Source organism: Kribbella sp. NPDC104740, from assembly GCF_055583505.1.
Window position 1 is genome coordinate 564,053 of sequence record NZ_JBVJNV010000001.1, and the last position, 17,589, is coordinate 581,641.

Here is a 17,589-nt window from a genome sequence, read left to right on the forward strand (position 1 = left end):
GTTCACAATATGGTTGTCTGGAGGCTGGTCCGGGCAAGGTCCCGGGTGAGGAGCAACCACGGGAGGCGATCATGACCGACCGGAAACCGCCGGGCATGAAGACCCAGGACTGGGTCGAGATCCAGATCAAGCAGGCCGAGCAGCGCGGCGAGTTCGAGGACCTGCCCGGGGCCGGCAAGCCGCTGAAGCTGGCCGAGGCGCACGACCCCGACTGGTGGGTGAAGGACTTCATCCGCCGCGAGAACATCGAGACCGACGCGCTGCTGCCGCCGTCGATGCAGTTGCGCAAGGAGAAGGCGCAGGTCGCCGAGAAGGTCGCGACGCTACGCACGGAGTCCGAGGTCCGCGAGTACCTGCGCGACCTGAACGTCCGGATCCGGGTGCAGATCCGGGACACCACCGGCGTCGTCGTACCGGTCGGGATGGTCGACGAGGAAGCGGTCGTGCAGGAGTGGCTGGCCGCGCGTCCGGCCCGCGAGGCGCGCCGGAAGGCTGCCGCCGCCGAGGATCCGGCACCGCGCAAGAAGTCGTTCTGGCAGCGGCTGTTCAGCTGATCAGGTCGCGGGCTGCCTTCTCGATCGTCTCCTCGCTGAGCAGGACGTGCTGAGCGGCGGCACCGAGCGGCACGAAGCTGTCCTCGCTGGTCACGCGGGCCATCCGGCCGGTGAACCCGGCATCCACGAGCGCGGCCAACACCCCTTCGGAGACGCCGCCGGACCGCCGCGTCTCGTCGACGACGAGCACCCGGCCGGTCGTCTCCGCCTCGCGGACCAGGTCCTCGACCGGCAGCGGCGCCAGCCAGCGCAGGTCCACCACCCGTACGCCGGGCACGCGCGCGGCGACGCGCAGACTCATCGGGACGCCGTTGCCGAAGGTGAGCAGCGTCAGGTCCTGGCCGTCGCCGTACGTGCGGGCCTTGCCGATCGGGACGTGCTCGGCCGGCGGCGGCGCGAGCCACTCGCCGTCGCCGTCCTCGTGCAGGTCGCGGCGGTGGTAGAGCGCGATCGGCTCCAGGTAGACGCAGACGGCGCCGTCGTGGCGGGCGGCCGCCGTACAGGTGTGCAGCATCGCGGCCGCGTCGTCGGGGCGCGACGGTGAGGCGATGACGAGACCGGGGATGTCGCGCAGGACGCCGATCGCGTCGTCGTTGTGGAAGTGGCCGCCGAAGCCCTTCTGGTAGCCGTAGCCGGCGATCCGCAGGACCATCGGGTTGCGGTACTGGCCCTGGGAGAAGAACTTGAGCGACGCGGCCTCACCGCGGAGCTGGTCCTCGGCGTTGTGCAGGTAGGCGAGGTACTGGATCTCCGGGAGCGGGAGCAGGCCGGAGACGCCGGCGCCCAGCGCCAGGCCGAGGATCGACTGTTCGTCGAGCAGGGTGTCGAAGACCCGGGCTGCTCCGAAGGTTTTCTGGAGGCCGCGGGTGACGCCGTAGACGCCGCCCTTGCGGCCGACGTCCTCGCCGAAGACCATCGCTTCGGGGTAGGTGGTCAGGACCTCCCCGAGGGCGCGGTTGATGGACTGGCTGAGGGTGAGCGGCTCCGTGCTGGTGGTGGTCAGCTGGGCTGGCGGAGCTTGTTTGAGCCGCAGCGGAGCTGTCACGGCTTCGGCGGAGGCGAGCTGCGGGAGGCCGGCGACCTCCTGCGCGAGCTGCATCACCTCGGCGCGCTTCGCCTCGTACCGGTCGACGATCTCGGCCGCGCTGCAGCCGGCACCGAGCAGGATCCGGGCGGTCCCGAGCAGCGGGTCGAGCTCCTCGTCGGCGAGGATCTCGGCCGGCGACCGGTACGCCGCCTCGACGTCGGAGCCGGCGTGCCCGAGCAGGCGGACGGTGCGCAGCCGGAGGAACGCCGGGCGGCGGTTGCGGCGGACGAAGGTGGCGGCCTCGGTCGCCATCGTCAGCGTCGCGTCGAGATCGGTGCCGTCGGCATCGAAGTACCGGAGCCCCGGGCGCTGCCCGTAGGCCTGCTTGATCCAGCCGTCCGGCGTCCGGACGCTGATGCCGATCCCGTTGTCCTCGCAGACGAACAGCAGCGGCATCGGCAGACCCTGGTACGACGCGTGCAGCGCCGCGTTGATCGCGCCGGTCGCGGTCGAGTGGTTCGCCGAGGCGTCCCCGAAACTCGTCACCACGACGGCGTCCGCGGGCCACGGCGACTCGACGCCGAGCTTGCCGGCCCGCGCGATCGAGAACGCGACGCCCATCGCCCGGGGGAGGTGCGAGGCGATCGTCGAGGTCTGCGGAATCACCGCGAGATCGTGGCGCCCGAACACCTTGTGGCGACCACCGGCGATCGGCTCGGTGGTCGCGGCGGCGACACCGAGCAGGATGTCTCTGAGCGCCGTCTTGTCCCCGTGCTGCTCGGCTCTCGCCAGGTAGAAGGCGCCTGACCGGTAGTGCAGCAGCGCAGGGTCGGTGGGCCTGAGGGCTGCGGCGACGGCTGCGTTGCCCTCATGACCCGAGGAGCCGATGGTGTAGAAACCCTGGCCTTGGGACTGCAGCCAGCGGGCCGCGAGGTCGGCGTGACGGCTGCCGAGCTGGGCGTCGTACAGGCGGTCGACCAGGTCGAGCGGGTGCGCGCAGGGAGCGGGTTTCAGGGCGTGCACGCGCTCGGCGAACAACTCGTCGACCTGACTCACCGCGCCACCTCCGGCGGCTCACAGGCCGCAGTCGAAGCCGTCGTCGTTGGGGTTCGCGTCGGCCAGTCGGTGCATGATCCGGGATGCTCGTCGAAGCTCCTCACCCGGAACATGATCCGCGAAGAACGTCGCGACCACCGCATCGACCACGGGTTGGGCAGCCTTCAGCGCCTCCCGCCCGGCCGGCGTGAGCTCGGCCCAGGTCGCGCGCCGGTCGGCCGGCGACGTCGTCCGGACCACCCAGCCGTCCTTGTCCTCGAGTTTCGACACCAGCCGCGTCCCGCCGCTGCGGGAGATCATCAGCGTCTCCGCCAGCGGCGCCATCCGCAGCTTCCCGCCGGCCTCGTCGAGCGCGCGCAGCACCTCGTGCTCGAAGTAGGTCATCTTGGCGATACTGCGAAGGGTCTGGTCGAGATGCGTGAACAGCAGGGTGTCGGCGCGGTACAGCGCGCGCCACGCGTCCAGCTGCTCGGTGCTCGAAGCGGTCATGGCCTTGAGTATACGAGTAAACGGTTGACAGGTGAACTGTTGATCTGCGTAAGGTGAGCGCCAATAGTTTCGCTGTCAACTCTTGAGGTGTGCATCGTGGGCGTCGGTTGGAAGGCAGTCAGGCCGCTACGGCACCGGGACTACCGCCTGCTGTGGATCGGGCTCGCCGTCGCGCTGCTCGGGAGCGGGCTGTGGCTGGTCGCGCTGGCCTGGCAGGTGATCGAGCTGGGCGGCGGTCCGGTGCAGCTGTCGTTCGTCACGACGGCGTACAGCATCGGGCTGCTGGTCTGCGTGCTGTTCGGTGGCATCGCGGCCGACCGGCTGTCGCAGCGGTCGGTGATCGTGGTCGCCGACTCCGTACGAGGGGTGGTGCTGCTCGGGCTGGCGGCGCTCGCGCTGGTCGGGCTGCTGGAGATCTGGCACCTGGCGACCGCGGCTGTGCTCGTCGGCGCGGGGGAGGCGTTCCTGATTCCGGCGTACACGGCTCTGGTGCCGCGGCTGCTGCCGGCCGACGAGTTGCTCGCGGCGAACGGGCTGGAGGGGACGCTCCGGCCGCTCGCGCAGCAGGCGACCGGGCCGGTGATCGGCGGGCTGGTGATCGCGGCGATCTCGCCCGGGGTCGCGATTCTGGTGACCGGACTGACCTACCTGTTCTCGGCCGGATGCGTGCTGGCGATGAACCTGCGGGACGAGCCGGGGAGTGCTGCTGCCGAGAGCGAGGTGACCGGCGTACGGGCGATGGTCGCGGATCTGCGCGAGGGATGGACCTACGTACGGCGTACGCGGTGGTTGCTGGCGTCGCTGCTGTTCGGGACGTTCTTCGTGCTGCTGATCCTCGGGCCGCTCGAGGTGCTGGTGCCGTTCGCGATCCGCGACCAGCTCGGCGGGGACGCGCGCGAGTTCGGGCTGGTGATGGCGGCGTTCGGGATCGGCGGTGCGGTCGGTGCGCTGCTGATCTCGTCGCGGGCCTTGCCCCGGCGGTACCTGACGGTGATGACGCTGATGTGGGGCGTCGGGGCGGTGCCGATCGTGGTGCTCGGCTTCGCGCGGGATCTGTGGCTGATGATGGCCGGGGCCGCGATCGTCGGCGCGACCGGATCGGCGGCGATGGTGATCTGGGGAACGCTGCTGCAGCGCCGGGTGCCGGACCACCTGCGCGGGCGGATCTCGAGCCTGGACTTCTTCGTGTCGCTGCTGCTGATGCCGGTGTCGATGGCGCTGGCGGGGCCGGCCGGGGCGTTGTTCGGCGTGACGGCGGTGTTCATCGTCGCCGGGGTCGGGCCGGCGCTGGTGTCGTTCGCGGTGATCTGGTTCGGGAGGATGCGGTCGGACGAGATCGCCAACCCGCTGGATCAGGAAGAAGGCGCAGAGAAACTGATCAGCGCGGAGACCTGATCGCCACCCCAGTCCACAGACTGTCTGCTGGTTTCTTTCCAGCCGGCGCGGGCGTACAGGGCGATCGCGGCGGTGCAGTTGTCGGCGACATCCAGGGCCAGCTCGAGGCCCTGCTCGGCGGCGACCGCGACCGCGTGGTCGAGCAGCTGCCGACCGAGGCCCTGGCCGGTCTGCTTCGGGTCGACGAACAGCCGCTCGACGGTCGCGCGGCCGTCGACGGCGGTGACGACGACGTGGCCGGCGACTTCGCCGTACGAGGTGATCACCCAGGCGCCGAGCAGGTTCGGCGGGGTCAGCCAGGTCTTCGGGTCGCCCGGCCAGTTGATCGGGTAGCCGGCCGTCTCGTGCACGTCGCGCAGCAGTACCACGCAGTCGACGAAGTCGGCATCCTCCCGCGATCTGATCATCCGCCCATCAGATCACGACCCCGTGTCAGGACTCCGTCTCGGGCTCCGGCAGCAGATACCCCTTCGGATCGCTCGGCGCCCCGGCCTCGATCCACTGCTGGAACCCCGCCGGGTTCCGCCGCTCGAACTCGTCCAGACAGATCCGCCGTACTTCGGCCACCGCCTGCCGATCCCGCGTCCCCGCGTTGTCAGCCAGCGTCGCCGCGGTCTCGCTCCACACCCCGCACAGCTCCTCGATACTCAACGGACACTGCAGCGAAGCGATCAACCGCTCGTCGTCCAGCTCCTCGTCCCACGTGAGCCGCCGCTCCCGCCGAGGCAACCGCCCCACCACCAGATCAAGCCCCACGAACACCGCGGCGACCACCAGCATGATCGCCAACCCGATCGCTCCCCAGGTGATCAACCGAGCAACCCCCGGCAGGCACAACACCGCCCCCGCCGCGTACGCCGCGATCGCCGCCGACGACTGCCTGATCGGCTCGTCGGCCAAGTGCTTGATCACCGCCGCCAACGGCCACACCAGCGCGAACACGATCCCCACCAGCGCCACCGTCGCCGCCGCCCCCAGCATCAGGACAGCAACCAGCGCCCCAGCAGTCCCAACCCCGGCCGCAGCAGCCCCCGCCACCCGCCGACCCCTCGGAGAAAGCTCCATCGCCAACCCTCGCGCACTCCACCCGACACGACGAGAACGAACGAGCGAGCGCAGAGGTTCCTGATAAATCAGCGAGTTCAGGCCGCCTTCTTCTTGGCCGTCTTCTTCGCCGGGGCCTTCTTGGCGGTTTTCTTGGTGGCGGACTTCGCGGTGGATTTCCCGGCGGTCGCCTTCCGGGCGGTGGTTTTCTTCGCGGCGGTCTTCTTACCGCCTCCGGCGCTGCGCTTGGCGCGGGCTGCTTCGACGCTGGCTCGGAGGGCGGTGACCAGGTCGGTGCTCGACGTGGCCTCCGGCTCTTCCTCGGTGAAGACGACTTCCTTGCCCTTGCGTTTGGTGCTGATCAGTTTCTTCACGCGGGCGGTGTAGCTGTCCTTGTAGTCGGTGGGCTTCCACGGGCCGGCCATCGCCTCGATCAGGTCGGTGGCCATCTTGAGTTGTTTGCCGGAGGTCTTGGCGGGCAGTGTGCCGACTTCCTTGGCGGGGTCGCGGATCTCGTCGGCGAAGTACATGGTCTCCAGGACCAGCACCTTGCCGTCGGCGCGGATGGTCGCCAGGTACTCCTTGCCGCGCATCACGAAACCGGCGATCCCGGCGCGGTTCGTCTTCGCCAGCGCGTCCCGCAGCAGTGCGTACGACGACGCGTTCTCGCGGTCCGACGGCGCCAGGTAGTAGCTCTTCTGGAAGTGGATCGGGTCGATCTCGTCCAGGTCGACGAACGTGGAGATCTCCAGCGAGCGGGACTTGCCGGGCGCGATGTCGGCCAGCTCGTCCTGCTCGACGACGACGTACTCGCCGCCGCCGATGTCGTGGCCCTTGACGATCTTGTCGTAGTCGACCTCGCGGCCGGTGCGCTCGTTGACGCGCTTGTTGCGGATCCGGTCCGACGTGCCGCGCTGGAACTGGTGGAAGTCGAGCGTGTGCTCCTTGGTCGCGCTGTACAGCCCGACCGGCACCGACACCAGCCCGAAGTTGATGTACCCGCTCCAGATCGACCTCGCCATGACCAGCTCCTCTCCGGTCCGGCAAGTACCCACTCAGAGCCGGTTGTAGCGCTTGCGCGCCTCCCGGCTCTCCTTCTGCGCGTCCCGGGCGACCTTCTTCGCCTCGTCCAGCTCCGCGGTCAGCCGGCGCACCTCCTCGCGGGCGTGGTCGAGCGCCTCCTGGGCGTCGGTGAGCTGCCCGTCGAGCTCCTCGACCGTCGCCTCGGCGCTCTCCGCCGCCGCGACCGCGGCCTCGAACTCGGCCTGCGCCTCCGCCTTCCGGGCCGCCTCGCGTTCCTCTTCCTCGCGCTCGGCCTTCTCCCGGGCCTTCCGCTCGGCCGCGGACTCCCCGCCCGCAACGTCCTCGGCCTCGGCCTCACGCGCCTTCGCCCGCCGGTCCTTCGCCGCCTGCCGGCGGTCGTCGGTCAGCGGCGTCACGTTCGACGGCTCACCGTTCTCGTCGACCACCCCGAACCCGACGTGCCGCAGCGCGCTGCTCAGCCGAGCCTCCCGTACGGCGTCGCCCGCCGCCGGGTCGACCAGCGCCGCGTCGAGCGTCTCGCGCAGCTTCTGCCCGACGTCCGCGCTGACCTTCTGCCCGTGCTGGTCGGCGAGCTTCCCGGCCGCTTTGACCAGAACGTCGATCGCCTTGTGCCGCTTCGGCGTCAGCTCCCGCAACCGCTCGCCGTCGAGGTCGGTGGTCGCCTCGCGGAACTCGTCGCCGAGCGCCAGCAGGTCGTCGATCTCGTCGGGCTGTTCCCGGCTGACCAGGTTCGCCAGCCAGGCCGCGACGGTCGGTTTGCGCAGGGCTTTCAGCCGGGTCGACCCCAGCTGGTCGCCATCGGCCTTCAGCTGCTTGGCCAGCTCGTTGCGGGTAGCAATGAAGTCGGCCGCCGGCGCCGCGTAGAGCGCGTCCGCCGCCTCCTCGAAGTCCACCCGCCCGACGCTACAGGATCACCGGCCCCGCAACAGGGCCCGGACAGAGCGGATCCCCACCACCCTGGGGGGATTGAGGTGTGGTGGGGATCCACGCGTGAGGTCAGTCCCGGAACGCGTCCTTGGCCTTCTCGCCGGCCTGCTTCAGGTCGGCCTTGGTCTTCTCGGTCTGGCCCTCGGCCTGCAGGTCCTCGTTGTCGGTGGCGTCGCCGGTGCGCTCCTTGATCTTGCCCTTGGCGCTCTCGGCCGCGTTCTTCATCTTGTCGCCGATACCCATGTCCAGCCTCTCCTCGCACTCGCGTTGCCCAACGCCGGTCCGGTTCCCGGGCCCGCACGCTTCATGCATGCGATCCGGGTACCGACCGGTATGCGGCTGCGGCGTTCCACTCCCGACAAGCCCGGCCTGTCCCGCAAGGGTCACGGCCGCGGCTTCAGCTACCACGACGAGAACGGCCGGAAGATCACCGACGCGGACGTCGTCGAGCGAATCCGGACGCTGGCGATTCCGCCGGCCTGGAAGGACGTCTGGATCTGCCCGTACCCGAACGGCCACATCCAGGCGACCGGGACCGACGAGGCGGGTCGGCGGCAGTACCTGTATCACGACGACTGGCGCACCTCGCAGGACGCGGACAAGCACGACCGCGTACGCCGCCTCGCCCGCAAGCTCCCGGCGTTCCGGGAGGCGGTCGACAAGGACCTGGCCGGTAAGGGCCTCGGCCGCGAGAAGGTCCTCGCGGTCGCGCTCCGGATGCTCGACTACGGCGTCTTCCGGACCGGCAACACCCGGTACGCCGAGGAGTACGGCAGCCGCGGCGCCGCCACGCTGCTCCGCGAGGACGTGACGGTCCGCCGCGGCGGCACGGTGGTGTTCGACTTCGTCGCCAAGGGCGGGATCGCGCGCAAGCTGGAGCTGGACGACGACCGGCTGGCCACGGCGGTGCGTTCGTTGAAGCGCGCGCGGCACGACAAGGACCAGCTGCTGGTGTTCCGGGACGGCGACGGTTACCACGGGATCGACGCGGCGATGGTGAACGAGCGCTTCCACGCGCTGGTCGGCGACGACTACACGGTCAAGGACCTGCGGACCTGGACGGCGACGGTGGTCGCGGCGATCGAGCTGGCGGGCGCGGAGCCGCCGACGACCAAGAAGGCGCTGAACGGCGCGGTCAAGGAGATGCTCGACGAGGTCTCGGACCACCTCGGGAACACGCCCACGGTCGCGCGGGCGTCGTACGTCGATCCGCGGGTGGTGGACCAGTACGAGCGCGGCCGGACGATCCCCGCGACGGTGGACGACGTGGACGAGCTCGACGACCCCAAGACCCGGGCGAAGGTCGAACGTTCGGTGAACAAGTTGCTCGACCAGGACGCCCGGGAGTAGCAGGGTTGGGCGGTTCGGCGCGGGGCACCGGCGGGGCGACGGGGGTTGCCGAAACGGAGGAGCGGACATGCGGGCCTTGGTGCTGAACTGTACGTTGAAGGCGTCACCGGCGAAGTCGAACACCGACTCGCTGGCCGACGTGGTCGTGGACGCGCTGGAGAAGCAGGACGTCCAGGTCAGCCGGGTCCGGCTGGCCGACCTGGCGGTGCAGCCGGGCGTGACCAGCGACGAGGGCACCGGGGACGAGTGGCCGACCGTTCACGAGCAGCTGCTGGCCTGCGAGATCCTGATCGTGGCCACGCCGACCTGGGTCGGGCGGCCGTCGTCGATCGCGCAGCGGATGCTGGAGCGGATGGACGCGATGATCTCCGAGACCGACGGCGACGGCCGGCCGGTCGCGTACAACAAGGTCGCCGGGGTGGTCGTCACCGGCAACGAGGACGGCGCGCACCACGTGATCTCCGAGATCAGCGGCGGGCTGGGCGACATCGGGTACACGATCCCGGGCCAGGCGTGGACGTACTGGAACAAGGGTCCGGGGCCCGGCCCGAGCTACGACGAGACCGGGCACGGCCACGACTGGTCGGCCAAGACCGGGCGCGCGATGGCGAGCAACCTGGTCGCGGTCGCGAAGGCCCTGGCCGCCACGCCGGTCCCGGCACCGCCGGACTGATTGCCCGCGGAGGCGAGGGGTACCGGGCGGTCAGCGCGAGAGGAGCGGACCATGCCCGCAGGGTCGAGCAAGAAGCGTGAGCGGCAGTACCAGCACATCAAGGCCGGGCTGAAGAAGAGCGGCCGCAGCGAGGACGTCGCTGAGGAGATCGCCGCGCGCACGGTGAACAAGGAGCGCGCCCGGTCCGGCGAGGCCAAGCAGAAGAGCCGCAGCTCCACCCACGACATCTCGTCCAGCCGGCGCGGTGGCCTGCGCTCGCACAGCGGGTCCCAGGGCCGGACCAAGGACCAGCTCTACAACGAGGCCAAGCAGAAGAACATCAAGGGCCGTTCCAAGATGAGCAAGGCCGAGCTGGAGAAGGCTGTCGGCCGCTAGAGGAGCACTTCGTGAAGGCACTGACCTGGCAGGGCAAGCGCAAGATCGAGTACGGCGAGGTGCCGGACCCGAAGATCGAGGAACCGACCGACGCGATCATCAAGGTCACGTCGACCGGGATCTGCGGCTCGGACCTGCACCTGTACGAGGTGCTCGGCGCGTACCTGGACCCCGGCGACATCCTCGGGCACGAGTCGATGGGTGTGGTCGAGGAGGTCGGCTCCTCGATCACGAACCTGAAGGCCGGCGACCGGGTCGTCGTACCGTTCCAGATCGCCTGCGGCAGCTGCTACATGTGCGACCAGGACCTGCAGACGCAGTGCGAGACCACGCAGGTCCGCGAGCAGGGCATGGGCGCGGCGCTGTTCGGCTACACGAAGCTCTACGGGCAGGTCCCGGGCGGCCAGGCGGAGTACCTGCGGGTCCCGCAGGCGCAGTACGGGCCGATCAAGGTGCCGGACGGACCCTCTGACGACCGGTTCGTCTACCTGTCCGACGTGCTCCCGACGGCGTGGCAGGCGGTCGAGTACGCCGACGTCGCGGACGGCGGCACGCTCGTCGTGCTCGGTCTGGGCCCGATCGGCGACATGGCGACCCGGATCGCGATGCACCGCGGGCTGCGGGTGATCGGCGTCGACCTGGTCGCCGAGCGGCTGGAACGCGCCCGGCACAACGGCGTCGAGACGCTGGAGTACTCCGACGACACCGCCGAGGCGATCCGGACGTTGACCGACGGGCGCGGCGCGGACGCCGTGATCGACGCGGTCGGGATGGAGGCGCACGGTTCCCCGAAGGCCATGCTGGCCCAGAAGGCGACCGGGCTGCTGCCGGACGCGATCCAGCGCAAGATGATGGAGACGATCGGCGTCGAGCAGTTGGCCGCGGTCTACCTCGCGATCGACGCGGTCCGCCGGGGCGGCACGATCTCGCTCAGCGGCGTGTACGGCGGCGGCGCGGATCCGCTGCCGATGATGACCTTGTTCGACAAGCAGATCCAGCTCAGGATGGGACAGGCCAACGTGCACCGGTGGTCGGACAAGATCCTGCCGCTGCTCGACGACAAGGACGTGCTCGGGGTCGAGAGCTTCGCGACCCACCACCTGGACCTGAGCGAGGGGCCGGCGGCGTACGAGATGTTCCAGAAGAAGCAGGACGGCGCCGTCAAGGTGCTGCTGAAGCCGTAGGAGGCAGCAGGTGCAGCAAATCGACGCCACTCCGTTGAGCGACGAGGAGTTGCAGGGCCTCGACGCGTACTGGCGGGCCGCGAACTACCTGTCAGTCGGGCAGATCTACCTGCTCGACAACCCGTTGCTGACCGAGCCGTTGCGGCCCGAGCACATCAAGCCGCGACTGCTCGGGCACTGGGGTACGACGCCTGGGCTGAACCTGCTCTACACACACCTGAACCGGGTGATCCGGCAGCGCGAGCGCGAGCTGATGTACGTGATCGGGCCCGGCCACGGCGGCCCGGCGATCGTCGCGCACACCTGGCTCGAGGGCAGCTGGACGGCGACTTACCCGAACACCGGGCGCGACCTGGCCGGGATGGCCCGGCTGTTCAAGCAGTTCTCGTTCCCCGGCGGGATTCCGAGCCACGTCGCGCCCGAGGTGCCCGGGTCGATCAACGAGGGCGGCGAGCTGGGCTACTCGCTCAGTCACGCGTACGGCGCGGCCGCCGACAACCCGGACCTGGTCGTCGCCTGCGTCATCGGTGACGGCGAGGCCGAAACGGGGCCGTTGGCAACGTCCTGGCACTCGAACAAGTTCGTCGACCCGCGGCGCGACGGCGCGGTGCTGCCGATCCTGCACCTGAACGGCTACAAGATCGCGAACCCGGCCGTGCTGGCCCGGATCGGCGACGACGAGCTGGACTCGCTGCTGCGCGGCTACGGCCACGAGCCGTACCTGGTCGAGGGTTCGGACCCGGCGGCCGTGCACCAGGCGCTCGCCGCGGCGATGGATCGCTGCCTGGACCGGATCGACGAGATCCAGCTGGAGGCGCGGACCGAGGGAAGTACGCCGACGCGGGCGGACTGGCCGATGATCGTGCTCCGGACGCCGAAGGGCTGGACCGGTCCGCACACGGTCGACGGCGAGCCGGTCGAGGACACCTGGCGGGCGCACCAGGTGCCGTTGTCCGGCGTACGGACGAACGAGGATCACCTGCGCCAGTTGGAGGACTGGCTGAAGAGCTGCCGGCCGGACGAGCTGTTCGATGCCGACGGCAAGCCGGTCGCGTCGGTGCTGGAGCTGGCGCCGTCGCCGGAGTTGCGGATGGGGTCGAGCCCGCACGCGAACGGCGGGCTGCTGACCCGCGATCTCGAGCTGCCGGATCCCGCGGAGTACGCCGTACCGGTGAAGGCGCCGGGTGCGGAGGACGGGGAGCCGACGAAGGTCTTCGGCCAGTACCTGCGGGACTCGTTCACGCTGAACGCGGAGCACCGCAACCTGCGGCTGTTCGGCCCGGACGAGACCGAGTCGAACCGGCTGAACGCGGTGTACGACGTGACCGGCAAGGCCTGGCTCGGCGAGCGGCGGGAGACCGACCAGCACCTCGCGGCCGACGGGCGGGTGCTGGAGATGCTGAGCGAGCACACCTGTCAGGGCTGGCTGGAGGGTTACCTGCTGACCGGCCGGCACGGGCTGTTCTCGTCGTACGAGGCGTTCGTGCACATCGTCGACTCGATGGTGAACCAGCACGCGAAGTGGCTGAAGACGATCAACCGGCTGGAGTGGCGGCGCAAGATCCCGTCGCTGAACTACCTGCTCACCTCGCACGTCTGGCGCCAGGACCACAACGGGTTCTCGCACCAGGACCCCGGGTTCATCGACCACGTGATGAACAAGAAGGCCGAGGTGGTCCGGGTCTACCTGCCGCCGGACGCCAACACGCTGCTGTCGACCATGGACCACTGCCTGCGGACCAAGAACTACGTCAATGTCGTTGTCGCCGGCAAGCAACCGCAGCCGAACTGGCTGGACTGGGAAGCGGCCGCGCTGCACTGCACGCGCGGGATCGGGGTCTGGGACTTCGCGTCCAACGACGACGGCGACCCGGACGTCGTGATGGCCTGTGCCGGCGACGTACCGACGCTGGAGACGCTCGCCGCGGTCGACCTGCTCCGCGAGCACGTGCCGGACCTGAAGATCCGGGTCGTCAACGTGGTCGACCTGATGCGGCTGCAGGACTCGTCCGAGCATCCGCACGGGCTGCCCGGGCCGGAGTTCGACGCGTTGTTCACCACCGACAAGCCGGTGATCTTCGCGTACCACGGCTACCCGTGGCTCATCCACCGGCTGACGTACCGGCGGACCGGGCACGAGAACCTGCACGTCCGCGGGTACGTCGAGGAGGGCACCACCACGACGCCGTTCGACATGGTGGTGCTGAACAACCTCGACCGGTACCACCTGGCGATGGACGTGATCGACCGCGTGCCGTCGCTGCGGACGCGGGCGGTCAAGGCGCGCCAGTACTTCGTCGACCAGCGGGTTCGGCATCGTGCGCACACGACGACGTACGGTGAGGACCTGCCCGAGGTCCGCGACTGGCGCTGGCGACGATGAGCGTTTTCTAATCTGCTCGTCTGCACCGACCTGGTGATGCTCGTGCTGCATCTCGCGCACCGCAGCGTCCAAGTCGGGCTGCGGGTGCCGGTGGTGAAGTCGGCGGCGTTCAACATCTCCAGCGACCACGGGATCGCGGAGAGCTTCGGTTACGTGCAGCTGTTCTGGGCGGTGCTGCTGCTGGCCTAGTTGGCGCTTTTCGGCCGGCGGCGGTCTTATCTGCCCTGGGCGTTGCTGTTCGCGTTGATTGCCTGGGGCTACCGACGGGGGACCGCGCGGACGCGTACGACGTACCGGCGGCTGTTCGGGCTGAGTCTGGTGCTGGCGGTCTTCGGGATGCTGGTGGACGGCCTGGCGACCGGCGTCGGCGACAGCGGGCTGCAGCTGCTGCACCTGTTGGAGGACGGCGGTGAGCTGTTCGCGATGACCGCCGTACTCGGGTACGTCGTCAGCCTTGTGGTTGCGGAGCGCTGAGCTCCGCGCGGAGCCGTTCGAGGATGCCACGGAGCAGCCGGGAGACCTGCATCTGGCTGACGCCGAGCTCGTTGCCGATCTCCTCCTGGGTGAGGCCGTTGCAGAACCGCAGCTCCAGGATCCGCCGGTCACGGTCGTCGAGGTCGGAGACCGCCGGCGTCAGCGTGTGCACGTTCTCGACCAGCTCGTAACCGTCCTCGGCGTCGGCGACAGTCTCGATCAGCGTCGCGCCGCCCTCGGTCGACCCCGGTGCGTCCAGCGACAGCGTGCTGAAGCAGCCCCGCACCGACGCCGCCTCGGCGACCTCGTCGGGCCCGGTCCCGAGCGCCTCCGCGGTCTCCTGGTCCGACGGCAGGTGCCCGAGTCGCTGGGTCAGCTCCGGCTCGGCGGCCGCGATCGTGCCCTGCATCTCCTGCACCCGGCGCGGCGGCCGGACCGCCCACGCGCAGTCGCGGAAGTAGCGCTTCAGCTCACCGCGAATCGTCGGTACGGCGTACGCGAGGAAGTTGGTCGCCTCACCGGGCTTGTAGCCGTTGGCCGCCTTGACCAGCCCGAGGCAGGCGACCTGCTCGAGGTCGTCGGCGTCGACGCCCTTGCGCCGGTACCGCGACGAGATCGAGACGGCGATCGGGGTGTTCAGGATGACAACCTGGTCGAGCAGGTCCTGGCGTTCGGGCTCGGGCAGACCAGCGGCCTGCTCCAGCAGTTCCTGGGTGCGATCGGCGATCTGCTGCTTGCTGCCGGAAGGAGGTGCGGGTGCGAGCGTCACGGGAGAAACCTCGTCGTGTCGTCCTGCGGGAGGCGGCGTCATGGGCTGAGCCGCTTCTCCTCCACCAGACCAGCCCTCGGCCGCGCACGCAACCCCGCAGCTGTTACAGGTGTTTGAAACCTGCCCGGAATGGGCTTACCCCGCGCAGGGCACCGGTGAACTGTGAACGACTTCACTGGCGCCGAAGAGTTCGTTCCGCCCCGCGGCGGCCTGCGCGGCCTGCGCGCTGCCCTGCCGGACTGCCGCGGCTGCGACCTGTGGGAGCACGCGGAGCACGCCGTACCAGGTGAAGGCCCGGCGCGGGCCCGGATGATGCTGATCGGCGAGCAGCCCGGCGACGTCGAGGACAAGGAGGGGCACGTCTTCGTCGGCCCGGCCGGGCGGTTGCTGGACAAGGCGCTGGACGCCGCGGGGATCGTGCGGGACGAGGTGTACCTGACCAACGCGGTCAAGCATTTCCGGTACGAGCGGCGCGGCAAGCGGCGGATCCACAAGACGCCCGCCGTCGGGCACATCGGTGCCTGCGCGCCCTGGCTGACCGCGGAGCTGGGGATCGTGAAACCGGAGCTGGTGGTCGTACTCGGGGCCGTGGCGGCGCGGGCGGTGGTGGGGACGGGGTTCAAGGTGACCGAGCACCGGGGCGAGGCGATCGAGCTGCCGGACGGGACTCCGGCGACCGTCACCGTGCATCCTTCGGCGGTGGTGCGGTCGCAGGAGTTCCGGCGGGACTTCGGGCTGTTCGTCGAGGATCTGCGGCGGGCCGTGGAGTTACTTGGTACGGCGTAGCTCGGGCAGGACTTCCTCGCGGTACAGGGTCATCATGTCGGGGGTGTGCGGGCCCATGTTGGCGACGTAGATCTCGTCGAAGCCGGCGTCGACGTACGGTTTGAAGGCTTCGAGGTGGGTGTCGGCCTTGGGGCCGGCGGCGATCGCCTTGGCGGTGGCCTCGCGGGTGACGAGTTGGGTCGCCTGCTCGAAGTGCCGCGGGGACGGGAGGACCTGGGCGAGTTCGCCGGGGAGGCCGGAGTTGCCCCAGATGCGGTGGGCCTGGTCGATGCCCTCGTCCTCGGTCGGGGCGTAGCTGACCTTGAAGCCGGCCTGGGCGGGTTTGCTGCCGCCGCCGTGGGCGCGGAAGCGGTCGAGAAGCTCCTTGTCCGGCGACGTGGTGATGAAGCCGTCGGCGATCCGGGCCGCGACGTCCGTTGCCTCGGGCCCGAAACCGGACATGTAGATGGGCAGCGGCGCGTCCGGGCGGGTGTAGATCCGCGCGGTGTCGACCGTGTAGTGCTTGCCGTGGTGGGAGACGAATCCGTCCTCGGTCCACAGCCGGCGCATGATCTCGACCGCTTCCTCCAGCATCTCCAGCCGGACGTCGACGGTCGGCCAGACGTCGCCGAGCACGTGCTCGTTCAGCGCCTCACCGCTGCCGATGCCGAGCCGGAACCGGTCCTTCAGCAGTACGGCGCTGGTCGCCGCCGCCTGCGCGATCACCGCCGGGTGGATCCGTACCGTCGGACACGTCACCGCGGTGGTCACCGGCAGCTCGCAGACCTGCGAGACGGCGCCGATCGTCGACCAGACGAACGCGCTCTGGCCCTGCTCGTCGTTCCACGGGTGGAAGTGGTCGCTGATCCACAGCCCGTCGAAACCGGCCTCCTCGGCCAGCCGGGCCTGCTCGATCAGCTCGGCCGGGGTGTACTCCTCGCTGGACAGGAAGTAGCCGATCTTCACGGGGTCTCCTTCGCTCGCGGTCTGTGCCTGCCCGGTTCCCGGCGGTCGCGCCCGCCATTCGCCGTACTGCGGACCGTTTGCCCGGGTCGGCGGCGGGCACTGGATGTGTGGGCGGGCAACCGCTGCACAGCGGCACGGGGTACAGCTGCCGGACCGATCGTCCGGCGTCGAGAAAGGAACGACCATGACCTTGGTGCTCTTGATCATCGCGGCGATTCTCGTCATCTCCGGAATCGTCTCGCTCGTGCGCGGGCAACTGTTGATGGGCATCGCCCTGATCGTCGTCGGCCTGCTGGTCGGCCCGGGCGGAGTCAGCATCTTCACCTGATCCTGGGGAGTGCCGGGAGGGCCGCAGCCACTGGGGTGCGGCCCTCCGGCCTGTCCGGAACGCTGACAGGGGATGACAGGTTTCGGCTGTTGACTGAGCGCCATGGATTCCTGTGCCGTGCTGGATCTGCGCCAGTACACGTTGTTCCCGGGGCGTCGCGACGAGCTGATCGAGTTGTTCGATCGCGAGTTCGTCGAGGGGCAGGAGGCGTACGGGATGCATCTGTGCGGGCAGTTCCGGGATCTGGATGATGCGGATCGGTTCGTGTGGTTGCGGGGGTTCACGTCGTACGCCGCTCGGGCGGAGGCGTTGGAGGGGTTCTACTCCGGCCCGGTGTGGAAGCGGTACGCGGCGGCGGCGAACGCGACGATGAAGGACTCGGACGACGCGCTGCTGCTGCGCCCGGTGATGCTGGGGGAGGACTGGCCGACACTGGAAACCTCACGAGCACCACTTGAGTCTTCTTCTGTTGTTGGTGGTGCCGTCTACCACCGTCCATCGCTCGACGATGGTTTCCTCGACTACTTCATGGCTGAGGTTGTTCCTGGGCTGCCCCCGCTGGCCGGCGTCTTCGAGACCCTCCCGGTCGCGAACAACTTCCCCGCGCTGCCGTTGCGCGACGAGACCGTGCTGGTCTGGTTCGCGCGCTTCGCCGACGACACGGCGTACCGGGAGTACTTCGAGAACCGGCCCGCGCTGGACGGGCGCCGCACCCAGCATCTGCGCCTGCGCCCGACCGCGCGGTCGCAGTTCCGATAAATCAATTGCGCCGGGGAAGGACTCCCG

The 17,589-nt window shown here is 69.6% G+C and carries 21 protein-coding genes; 12 read left to right on the forward strand and 9 right to left on the reverse strand.

The features are described 5' to 3' along the window. Nucleotides 1-71: 71 nt before the first annotated feature. The gene (locus tag ACZ6Z4_RS02665) at nt 72-554 is read left to right on the forward strand and encodes a DnaJ family domain-containing protein (protein WP_465557407.1); all 483 of its coding nucleotides are present in this window, start codon (nt 72-74) and stop codon (nt 552-554) included. Here ACZ6Z4_RS02665 and ACZ6Z4_RS02670 read toward each other — a convergent pair. Together ACZ6Z4_RS02670 and ACZ6Z4_RS02675 are read right to left on the reverse strand one after the other, a co-directional pair. After that, complete coding sequence (locus ACZ6Z4_RS02670) at nt 547-2,637, reverse strand: thiamine pyrophosphate-dependent enzyme (RefSeq protein ID WP_465557409.1); 2,091 nt, start codon at nt 2,635-2,637, stop codon at nt 547-549. The genes ACZ6Z4_RS02665 and ACZ6Z4_RS02670 overlap by 8 nt on opposite strands. 18 nt (nt 2,638-2,655) lie before the next feature. After that, complete coding sequence (locus ACZ6Z4_RS02675; protein WP_363667452.1) at nt 2,656-3,126, reverse strand: MarR family winged helix-turn-helix transcriptional regulator; 471 nt, start codon at nt 3,124-3,126, stop codon at nt 2,656-2,658. A gap of 96 nt (nt 3,127-3,222) precedes the next feature. On the opposite strand from ACZ6Z4_RS02675, the gene ACZ6Z4_RS02680 reads away from it, so the two are divergent. Continuing rightward, complete coding sequence (locus tag ACZ6Z4_RS02680) at nt 3,223-4,521, forward strand: MFS transporter (protein WP_465557412.1); 1,299 nt, start codon at nt 3,223-3,225, stop codon at nt 4,519-4,521. Here ACZ6Z4_RS02680 and ACZ6Z4_RS02685 read toward each other — a convergent pair. The 5 genes from ACZ6Z4_RS02685 to ACZ6Z4_RS02705 all read right to left on the reverse strand — a co-directional run bounded on the left by ACZ6Z4_RS02685 (nt 4,479) and on the right by ACZ6Z4_RS02705 (nt 7,779). After that, the gene (locus ACZ6Z4_RS02685; RefSeq protein WP_465557414.1) at nt 4,479-4,928 is read right to left on the reverse strand and encodes a GNAT family N-acetyltransferase; all 450 of its coding nucleotides are present in this window, start codon (nt 4,926-4,928) and stop codon (nt 4,479-4,481) included. The two genes, ACZ6Z4_RS02680 and ACZ6Z4_RS02685, sit on opposite strands and share 43 nt — an antisense overlap. A gap of 25 nt (nt 4,929-4,953) precedes the next feature. Further along, nucleotides 4,954-5,586, reverse strand: coding sequence for a hypothetical protein (locus tag ACZ6Z4_RS02690; RefSeq protein ID WP_465557416.1), 633 nt, complete (start codon nt 5,584-5,586; stop codon nt 4,954-4,956). 77 nt (nt 5,587-5,663) lie between these two features. Beyond that, entirely contained in the window at nt 5,664-6,587 is a 924-nt protein-coding gene (gene ku / locus ACZ6Z4_RS02695) for a non-homologous end joining protein Ku (RefSeq protein ID WP_465557418.1), read from the reverse strand. A 33-nt stretch (nt 6,588-6,620) separates the two neighbouring features. Next, entirely contained in the window at nt 6,621-7,502 is an 882-nt protein-coding gene (locus ACZ6Z4_RS02700) for a hypothetical protein (RefSeq protein ID WP_465557420.1), read from the reverse strand. A 103-nt stretch (nt 7,503-7,605) separates the two neighbouring features. Further along, nucleotides 7,606-7,779: a CsbD family protein gene (locus tag ACZ6Z4_RS02705; protein WP_465557422.1), complete on the reverse strand. Its 174-nt coding sequence runs from the start codon at nt 7,777-7,779 to the stop codon at nt 7,606-7,608. 63 nt (nt 7,780-7,842) lie between these two features. Between ACZ6Z4_RS02705 and ACZ6Z4_RS02710 the strand changes: the two genes are divergently transcribed. From ACZ6Z4_RS02710 to ACZ6Z4_RS02740, 7 genes are all read left to right on the forward strand, one after another. Then, nucleotides 7,843-8,886, forward strand: coding sequence for a DNA topoisomerase IB (locus ACZ6Z4_RS02710; protein ID WP_465557424.1), 1,044 nt, complete (start codon nt 7,843-7,845; stop codon nt 8,884-8,886). A gap of 67 nt (nt 8,887-8,953) precedes the next feature. After that, nucleotides 8,954-9,559: a flavodoxin family protein gene (locus tag ACZ6Z4_RS02715; RefSeq protein ID WP_465557426.1), complete on the forward strand. Its 606-nt coding sequence runs from the start codon at nt 8,954-8,956 to the stop codon at nt 9,557-9,559. Nucleotides 9,560-9,610: 51 nt separating this feature from the next. Next, nucleotides 9,611-9,934, forward strand: a complete 324-nt coding sequence (locus ACZ6Z4_RS02720; protein WP_363667435.1) for a plasmid stabilization protein — start codon at nt 9,611-9,613, stop codon at nt 9,932-9,934. An 11-nt stretch (nt 9,935-9,945) separates the two neighbouring features. Continuing rightward, entirely contained in the window at nt 9,946-11,118 is a 1,173-nt protein-coding gene (locus ACZ6Z4_RS02725; RefSeq protein WP_465557428.1) for a zinc-dependent alcohol dehydrogenase, read from the forward strand. Between the two features lie 10 nt (nt 11,119-11,128). Continuing rightward, nucleotides 11,129-13,501: a phosphoketolase family protein gene (locus ACZ6Z4_RS02730; RefSeq protein WP_465557430.1), complete on the forward strand. Its 2,373-nt coding sequence runs from the start codon at nt 11,129-11,131 to the stop codon at nt 13,499-13,501. Between the two features lie 36 nt (nt 13,502-13,537). Continuing rightward, complete coding sequence (locus ACZ6Z4_RS02735) at nt 13,538-13,690, forward strand: hypothetical protein (RefSeq protein ID WP_465557432.1); 153 nt, start codon at nt 13,538-13,540, stop codon at nt 13,688-13,690. Further along, nucleotides 13,691-13,975, forward strand: a complete 285-nt coding sequence (locus ACZ6Z4_RS02740; protein ID WP_465557434.1) for a hypothetical protein — start codon at nt 13,691-13,693, stop codon at nt 13,973-13,975. Here the strand turns inward: ACZ6Z4_RS02740 and ACZ6Z4_RS02745 are convergent. After that, nucleotides 13,950-14,744, reverse strand: coding sequence for a sigma-70 family RNA polymerase sigma factor (locus tag ACZ6Z4_RS02745; RefSeq protein WP_465557436.1), 795 nt, complete (start codon nt 14,742-14,744; stop codon nt 13,950-13,952). The genes ACZ6Z4_RS02740 and ACZ6Z4_RS02745 overlap by 26 nt on opposite strands. Before the next feature lie 162 nt (nt 14,745-14,906). On the opposite strand from ACZ6Z4_RS02745, the gene ACZ6Z4_RS02750 reads away from it, so the two are divergent. Further along, nucleotides 14,907-15,530: a UdgX family uracil-DNA binding protein gene (locus ACZ6Z4_RS02750; protein WP_465557438.1), complete on the forward strand. Its 624-nt coding sequence runs from the start codon at nt 14,907-14,909 to the stop codon at nt 15,528-15,530. Here ACZ6Z4_RS02750 and ACZ6Z4_RS02755 read toward each other — a convergent pair. After that, the gene (locus tag ACZ6Z4_RS02755) at nt 15,513-16,475 is read right to left on the reverse strand and encodes a TIGR03557 family F420-dependent LLM class oxidoreductase (RefSeq protein WP_465557440.1); all 963 of its coding nucleotides are present in this window, start codon (nt 16,473-16,475) and stop codon (nt 15,513-15,515) included. The genes ACZ6Z4_RS02750 and ACZ6Z4_RS02755 overlap by 18 nt on opposite strands. 184 nt (nt 16,476-16,659) lie before the next feature. On the opposite strand from ACZ6Z4_RS02755, the gene ACZ6Z4_RS02760 reads away from it, so the two are divergent. Further along, the gene (locus ACZ6Z4_RS02760) at nt 16,660-16,803 is read left to right on the forward strand and encodes a GPGG-motif small membrane protein (RefSeq protein ID WP_363667423.1); all 144 of its coding nucleotides are present in this window, start codon (nt 16,660-16,662) and stop codon (nt 16,801-16,803) included. A gap of 102 nt (nt 16,804-16,905) precedes the next feature. After that, nucleotides 16,906-17,562: an NIPSNAP family protein gene (locus ACZ6Z4_RS02765; protein ID WP_465557442.1), complete on the forward strand. Its 657-nt coding sequence runs from the start codon at nt 16,906-16,908 to the stop codon at nt 17,560-17,562. Nucleotides 17,563-17,589 lie beyond the last annotated feature (27 nt).

Excerpts from the sequence above, each read along its gene's own strand:
- ACZ6Z4_RS02665 (WP_465557407.1), top strand. The coding sequence starts at position 72 with ATGACCGACCGGAAACCGCCGGGCATGAAGACCCAGGACTGGGTCGAG.
- ACZ6Z4_RS02675 (WP_363667452.1), bottom strand. The coding sequence starts at position 3,126 with ATGACCGCTTCGAGCACCGAGCAGCTGGACGCGTGGCGCGCGCTGTAC.
- ACZ6Z4_RS02685 (WP_465557414.1), bottom strand. The coding sequence starts at position 4,928 with ATGATCAGATCGCGGGAGGATGCCGACTTCGTCGACTGCGTGGTACTG.
- ACZ6Z4_RS02690 (WP_465557416.1), bottom strand. The coding sequence starts at position 5,586 with ATGGAGCTTTCTCCGAGGGGTCGGCGGGTGGCGGGGGCTGCTGCGGCC.
- ku (WP_465557418.1), bottom strand. The coding sequence starts at position 6,587 with ATGGCGAGGTCGATCTGGAGCGGGTACATCAACTTCGGGCTGGTGTCG.
- ACZ6Z4_RS02705 (WP_465557422.1), bottom strand. The coding sequence starts at position 7,779 with ATGGGTATCGGCGACAAGATGAAGAACGCGGCCGAGAGCGCCAAGGGC.
- ACZ6Z4_RS02710 (WP_465557424.1), top strand. The coding sequence starts at position 7,843 with ATGCATGCGATCCGGGTACCGACCGGTATGCGGCTGCGGCGTTCCACT.
- ACZ6Z4_RS02715 (WP_465557426.1), top strand. The coding sequence starts at position 8,954 with ATGCGGGCCTTGGTGCTGAACTGTACGTTGAAGGCGTCACCGGCGAAG.
- ACZ6Z4_RS02720 (WP_363667435.1), top strand. The coding sequence starts at position 9,611 with ATGCCCGCAGGGTCGAGCAAGAAGCGTGAGCGGCAGTACCAGCACATC.
- ACZ6Z4_RS02735 (WP_465557432.1), top strand. The coding sequence starts at position 13,538 with ATGCTCGTGCTGCATCTCGCGCACCGCAGCGTCCAAGTCGGGCTGCGG.
- ACZ6Z4_RS02760 (WP_363667423.1), top strand. The coding sequence starts at position 16,660 with ATGACCTTGGTGCTCTTGATCATCGCGGCGATTCTCGTCATCTCCGGA.
- ACZ6Z4_RS02765 (WP_465557442.1), top strand. The coding sequence starts at position 16,906 with ATGGATTCCTGTGCCGTGCTGGATCTGCGCCAGTACACGTTGTTCCCG.